This window comes from Saccharomonospora saliphila YIM 90502 (genome assembly GCF_000383795.1).
In the GTDB taxonomy this organism is placed as follows: Bacteria; Actinomycetota; Actinomycetes; order Mycobacteriales; family Pseudonocardiaceae; genus Saccharomonospora; species Saccharomonospora saliphila.
Genome location: NZ_KB912640.1, coordinates 256,454 through 263,129 on the forward strand (window position 1 = coordinate 256,454; position 6,676 = coordinate 263,129).

Annotated in this window: 6 protein-coding genes; 5 read left to right on the forward strand and 1 reads right to left on the reverse strand. The window is 70.8% G+C overall.

Going from position 1 to position 6,676, the window contains the following annotated elements; all coding sequences use genetic code 11:
* Positions 1-774: PucR family transcriptional regulator (locus tag SACSA_RS21820; protein WP_019814324.1), on the forward strand; the 774-nt coding region annotated here is incomplete at its 5' end.
* A 90-nt stretch (positions 775-864) separates the two neighbouring features.
* Here the strand turns inward: SACSA_RS21820 and aceB are convergent.
* Positions 865-2,439 carry a malate synthase A gene (aceB, locus tag SACSA_RS0106330; protein ID WP_028661607.1) on the reverse strand — a complete coding sequence of 525 codons (1,575 nt, stop codon included), beginning with the start codon at positions 2,437-2,439 and terminating at the stop codon, positions 865-867.
* Positions 2,440-2,525: 86 nt separating this feature from the next.
* Here aceB and SACSA_RS0106335 point away from each other — a divergent pair, with 86 nt between their 5' ends.
* The 4 genes from SACSA_RS0106335 to SACSA_RS25790 all read left to right on the forward strand — a co-directional run.
* Positions 2,526-3,296, forward strand: a complete 771-nt coding sequence (locus SACSA_RS0106335; protein ID WP_048876472.1) for an IclR family transcriptional regulator — start codon at positions 2,526-2,528, stop codon at positions 3,294-3,296.
* Positions 3,297-3,532: 236 nt separating this feature from the next.
* Positions 3,533-4,162, forward strand: coding sequence for a DedA family protein (locus tag SACSA_RS0106340; protein ID WP_019814330.1), 630 nt, complete (start codon positions 3,533-3,535; stop codon positions 4,160-4,162).
* Positions 4,163-4,464: 302 nt separating this feature from the next.
* On the forward strand, positions 4,465-6,144 hold the full coding sequence (locus SACSA_RS0106345) for an AMP-binding protein (protein WP_048876473.1): 1,680 nt from the start codon (positions 4,465-4,467) through the stop codon (positions 6,142-6,144).
* A 59-nt stretch (positions 6,145-6,203) separates the two neighbouring features.
* The coding region (locus SACSA_RS25790; protein WP_028661609.1) for a GAF domain-containing protein at positions 6,204-6,676 on the forward strand (473 nt) is incomplete at its 3' end.

A 6,676-nucleotide genomic window follows, 5' to 3' on the forward strand; every position in this document is an offset into this window, starting at 1 on the left:
GACGAGCTGGCGGGACTGGTCGGTCTGGCCCGCTGTCGCGCCGACGACGTGCGGGCCGCGCGCACCCGCGTGGCCGAACCGGTGCTCGCGCTGCTGGCCGGCTCCGGCGGGACGGGCGAAGTGGCGACCGCGTTCGCCGCCACCGGGCTCTCCGCCGACACCGAGCTGCGCGTGCTGCTGGTCCGTGCCGCCGACGCGCGGTTCGGGGTTGAGCTGCTCGACGACCTGCTCGCCGAGAATCCCGCGCCGGTGTTCCTCGGTGTGGTCGGCGACGACGCCTGGGCACTGGTCGCGGTGGACGGTCCCTGGCCCGGTGACTGGACGACGGAAGCTCGGGAAGCCGCGTCGACGCTGGGGCGCGGGCGGGTGCTGATCGGCGCGGGCGGTCCCGCCACGGTGGCGGGGCTGCGCGGTGCGGCGGAGGAGGCCCGGTACGCCGTGGAGGCCGCCGCGCGGCGGCCCGAGCGCGTCGCCGTGGTCTCCGGCGAGGAGATCGATCCGCACCGCCTGCTGCTCGCGGGAGCACCGGACGCGCTCCGGCTGGCCCTACGGCGGCGGGTGCTCGGCCCGCTGCCGGACCACCCCGAGCTGCTCCGCACCGTGCGGGTGTTCCTCGACCACTCGGCATCGGTGGCGCGCACCGCCCGTGCTCTGCACGTGCACGTCAACACGGTGCGCTACCGGCTGGCCCGCGCGGGTGAGCTGCTCGGCGCGGACCTGACCGACTTCCGCACGCGGGTCGACCTCTACCTCGCCCTTTCGGTCGACCCGTGACACCACGTCGGCGCGGCCGATGGTGCAGTCAAGGCCCCCTTTACTGCGTTGAGTGCAGTGAAGGAGGCCTTGACGACACGACAACAGGAGTCAGCGGATGCGTTCGTAGGCAGGGAGGGTGAGGAAGTCGGGGAACGTCTCGGCCAGCGCGACCTCCTGGAACAGCTCGACCGCCGGGTCGAGCTGTTCGGCCGGGACGACGCCCTGCAACTCGGAGCGCACGTCGGCGAGCACTGACCGCACCAGCTCCTCGGTGACCGTCTCGCCGGTGTCGAGCACGACGCCGTTGCGCACCCACTGCCAGATCTGCGAACGCGAGATCTCGGCAGTGGCGGCATCCTCCATCAGGTTGTGGATGCCCGCCGCCCCGTTGCCACCCAGCCACGAGGCGATGTAACGCACGCCGACGTCCACCGCGCCGCGCAGGCCCGCGCGGGTGGCGCTGCCTTCGGTGGCCGCGACGTCGAGCAACTGGTCGGCCGTGACCGACACGTCCTCACGGGTGCGGTCGAGCTGGTTCGGCTTCTCGCCGAGGACCTTGTCGAACTCCTCCCGGCACAGCGCGACCATGCCCGGGTGGGCGACCCAGGAGCCGTCGAAGCCGTCGGCGGCCTCACGCGCCTTGTCGTCGTGGACCTTGGCCATGGCCTTCTCGGTGACCTCGGGGTCCTTGCTCGGGATGAACGCGGCCATGCCGCCGATCGCGAACGCGCCGCGCTTGTGACAGGTGCGCACCAGCAGCTCGGTGTAGGCGCGCATGAACGGCGCCGTCATCGTGACGCTGTTGCGGTCGGGCAGGATGAACTTCTCGCCCGCGTCGCGGAAGTACTTGATCACGCTGAACAGGTAATCCCAGCGACCCGCGTTCAGGCCCGAGGCGTGCTCACGCAGCTCGTAGAGGATCTCCTCCATCTCGAACGCCGCCGGGATGGTCTCGATCAGCACCGTGGCGCGGATCGTGCCGTGCTCGATGCCCAGCTCCTTCTCGGCGTGGGTGAACACGTCGTTCCACAGCCGCGCCTCGAGGTGACTCTCCATCTTGGGCAGGTAGAAGTACGGGCCCTTACCGCGACTGAGAAGCTCACGGGCATTGTGGAAGAAGTAGAGACCGAAGTCGACCAGGGCGCCGACGGCCTTGCGCCCGCCGACCTCGATGTTGCGCTCGTCGAGGTGCCAGCCACGCGGGCGCACGACGATCGTGGCGTGCTCGACGTCGTCGCGCAGCGCGTAGTGCTTGCCGTTCGACTCCAGCTCGATGGTGCCCCGGATGGCGTCCGACAGGTTGACCTGGCCGGAGACGACGTTGTCCCAGTGCGGCGTGTTGGCGTCTTCCAGATCCGCGAGCCACACCTTCGCGCCCGAGTTGAGCGCGTTGATGGTCATCTTCCGGTCGGTGGGGCCGGTGATCTCGACCCGCCGGTCGCGCAGCGCGGCCGGCGCCTCGGCCACCCGCCAGTCCGACTCGCGGACCTCACGGGTCTCGGGCAGGAAGTCGAGCCTGCCGGTGCGGGCGACCTCCTCCCTGCGACGCCCCCTGGCCTCGAGCAGCTCGTCGCGCCGCGCGGCGAACGCGTCGTGCAGTCCCGCGACGAACCGCAGGGCGTCGTCGGTGAGCACCTCGTCCCCACGCTCGACCGCGTGGCCGAGCACGCGCACATCAGACATGGAACACCCCAAACAGCGACTCAGTTGTTTTGCGATTCGGACTATACTTTCTACGATACGGAAGCTCAACGCGAGAGGAGTCACCCGTGACGTCCAGAGCGGGCAACGGGGGCGTGCAGTCCCTCCAACGCGCGTTCGACCTGCTCGAAAGCATCGCCGACGCGGGCGGCGAGGCGAGCCTGTCCGAACTGGCGACCTCGTCGGGATTGCCGATGCCGACGATCCACCGGTTGATCCGCACCCTTGTGACGCTCGGGTACGTCCGGCAGAACACCAACCGCCGCTACGCCCTGGGCGCGCGGCTGATCCGGCTCGGCGAACACGCGAGCCTCCAGTTCGGCACGTGGGCGCGGCCGTTGCTGGCCGAACTGGTGGACGAGGTCGGCGAAACGGCGAATCTCGCCGTGCTGGAGCGCGACGAGGTGGTCTACGTCTCCCAGGTGCCCTCGAAGCACTCGATGCGGATGTTCACCGAGGTCGGGCGCAGGCTGTTGCCGCACGGCACCGGCGTCGGCAAGGCCATCCTGGCGCACCTTCCGCGTGAGGAGGCGCGCGCGCTGCTGACGCGCACCGGCATGCCCTCCTACACCGAGCACACCCACACCGATCCCGAGGAGTTCCTGGCACACCTCGCCGAGATCGCCGAGCGTGGCTACGCCCTCGACGAGAGCGAGCAGGAACTCGGCGTGCGCTGTGTCTCCGTCGCGATCCCGGGCGCGCCCACACCCACGGCCGTGTCGGTGTCCGGTCCCGAAGGCAGGCTGACCAAGGAGGCGGTCGACCGCATCGCCCCGGTCGTCCAGACCATCGCGGCCCGCCTCGGTGACCAGCTCGCGACCCACACCGTGGCGGACTAGACCCGTTGGCGAGCCGTCAAGGCCTCCTTCACTGCGCTCAACGCAGGTAAGGAGGCCTTGACGGCATGTCAACAGCCGCCGCCTGCGACGACGAGGTGTGCGTCGTGGGCGGAGCACGTGGTCGGCGTGGTGCTCCTGCCGAACGACCGAGAGTCCCTCGACCGACCGGCCGATGGCGCCACAAGATCAATCTTCTACGGTCACCGCGACGCGACAGCGGATGTCCGGAGAACACAGTGATCGACGCGCTACTCGGCCTGGTCCACCAGGCGGTCGCCTCCCCGTGGGTGTACGCGGCATTGTTCCTGCTGGCGGCACTCGACGGCTTCTTTCCGGTGGTTCCCGGGGAGACGGCGATCGTCGTCGCCTCCGTGTTCACCGGCACGGGCGATACCGGCGTGCTGTTCATCATCGGCGCGGCGGCGCTGGGAGCGTTCGCCGGAGACCACACGTCGTACCTGCTCGGTCGTGCCGCCTCCGGACCGGTGACCAGGCGCATGCGGAAGGGAACCCGGCGGCGCGCCGGGTTCGACCGGGTCGACAAGGCCTTCGCCGACCGGGGTGCCGCGGTGCTCGTGGCATCCCGGCTCATCCCCGGCGTGCGCACCGGCACCACGATGACCATGGGCGTGACCGGCTACCCGCTACGCCTGTTCTCCCGCTACGACGCGCTGGCCGCGACCCTCTGGGCGAGCTACTGGGCGTTGCTGGGCTATCTCGGTGACGCGGCCTTCCACGACGAGCCGCTCAAGGGGACGGCGCTCGCCCTCGGGCTCGCCGCCGCGGCCGCGGCGGTGATCGAGGGACAACGCCGTGTGCGGCGCCGTCGCCGCGGCTCCCGGCCCACCAAGCGCTCCTGTCACTGAGCACTGTCGACAGCACGGAGAAGGGCCGGTCACGGCACACGACTCCGTCCTGCCCCTTCACGCCTCCGACGACGCGTCCGCCGCCCGGGTCGCGCTGCGCACCACGCGGGATCGGCGAGGTCGCCGAGAACGCCTGGGACGCCCTCTTCCGAGCCACGCCCCACGGCGGACCGGGGGCGCCGGGCCGGTCCGGTCGCCCGATCCCGGCTACCCCCGCACGGGGGTAGTGCTGGACGCCGCCGTCGGTGTTCGCTCCCCTCAGGGCCGTCCGCACGGCGCGGCGGCCCCGCCAGCGGTCGTCGATGTCGACATGCGTGGAGGTCACCGTGGACTCACCCGTGCTGCCGAGCTACACGTCCGGGCCGTCGGCGGTGCCGCTGCTCGGCGACACCATCGGCGACAACCTCGCCCGCACCGTCGCCGCGCACGGCGAGCGGGAGGCTGTGCTCGACGTCGCGACCGGACGACGCTGGACCTACCGCGAGTTCGCCGACGAGGTCGACGTGGTCGCGCTCGGACTCGCCGACCTCGGCGTCACCAAGGGCGACCGGGTGGGGATCTGGGCACCCAACTGCCCGGAGTGGACGATCGTGCAATACGCGACGGCGCGGATCGGGGCCGTCCTGGTCACCATCAATCCCGCCTACCGCGTTCACGAACTGGAGTACGTACTCCGGCAGGCGGGAATCGGCACGCTGGTCGCGGCCCGCAGCCACAAGACGTCCGACTACGCGGCGATGATCGACCAGGTGCGGCCGAACTGCCCCGACCTCACCGACGTCGTGCTGCTCGGCGAGCACCACTGGGACGAACTCCGGCGGCGAGGGCGGGCGGCCGACCCGACGCGTCTCGCCGACATCGCGGCCACCCTGTCCGCGGACGACCCGATCAACATCCAGTACACGTCGGGCACCACCGGATTCCCGAAGGGCGCGACGCTGTCGCACCACAACATCCTCAACAACGGCTTCAACGTCGGCGAACTGTGCGGCTACGACGAGACCGACCGGATCTGCCTTCCCGTGCCCTTCTACCACTGCTTCGGCATGGTGATGGGCAATCTGGCGGCCACCAGCCACGGCGCCGCGACGGTCATCCCGGCACCCGCGTTCGACGCCGCGGCCACGTTGGCGGCGGTCGAGGCCGAACGGTGCACGTCGCTGTACGGGGTGCCGACGATGTTCATCGCCGAACTCGCCCTTCCCGGCTTCGACCGTTACGACCTGACCAGCCTGCGCACCGGCATCATGGCGGGATCGCCGTGCCCGGCCGAGGTGATGCGGCAGGTCATCGACCGGATGCACATGGCCGAGGTGAGCATCTGTTACGGCATGACCGAGACCTCGCCGGTGTCCACCCAGACCCGCAGGGACGACACACTCGACCGGCGTGTGTCCACCGTCGGCCGGGTCGGGCCCCACCTCGAGGTCAAGATCATCGACCCGGTCACAGGGCTGACCGTGCCCCGGGGGCAGACAGGCGAGCTGTGCACACGGGGCTATTCGGTCATGCTCGGCTACTGGAACCAGCCCGAACAGACCGCCGAGGTCATCGACGCCGCGCGCTGGATGCACACCGGCGACCTCGCCGTGATGGACGACGAAGGATATGTCGCCGTCACCGGCCGCAGCAAGGACATGGTCATCCGGGGCGGCGAGAACATCTATCCCCGCGAGATCGAGGAGTTCCTCCACACCCACCCCGACATCCTCGACGCACAGGTCATCGGCGTGCCCGACGAGCGCTACGGCGAGGAACTCATGGCCTGGGTCCAGCTCACCGACTCCGCGCCCACCCTGACGGCGGAGGCGCTGCGCGAGTTCTGCGCCGGTCGCCTCGCCCACTACAAGATCCCCCGCTACGTGCACGTGGTGGACGAGTTCCCGATGACCGTCACCGGCAAGGTCCGCAAGGTCGCGATGCGCGAACGGGCCATCGAACTACTCGGCCTCTCCCCCGCCGGGGACGACGGGGCGGCCTGAACCGTATGCTTCCCTGTGTCCCAGGTCACTCGTCGGCCCGGCGCCGGAGGGAGGCGTCCATGCCCGCACCACACCGGGGTTCGATGCGCCCCGACGACGGCGACGCGTTCCGGCACTGCGTCCGCCTCGCGCGGCGCGAGACCGGACTTCCCCTTGTCTTCGGCGGCCGGGTGGGAACGGGCGGGCTGCGGCTGACGGAGTTCGCGGGAGCCCGCACCGACGCGATCCGGGGCCTGCACGTCGCCCGGGGGCGCGGCCTCGGCGGCGTGGTCCTCGAACACGGCCGACCGCACGCGGTGACCGACTACGTCCCCGCCACGACCATCACCCACGACTACGACGACCCGGTGCGGGGTGAGGGCATCCGTTCCATCGTCGCCGCGCCGGTCACCGTGCGCGGCGGCGTGCGCGGGGTGCTCTACGCCGCCGTACGCGACGTCCACCCGCTCGGCGACCGCGCCACCACCGCGCTGAGCGAGCTCTCCCGCCGCCTCGCGGGCGAGCTCGCCGTCCGCGACGAGGTCGACCGCCG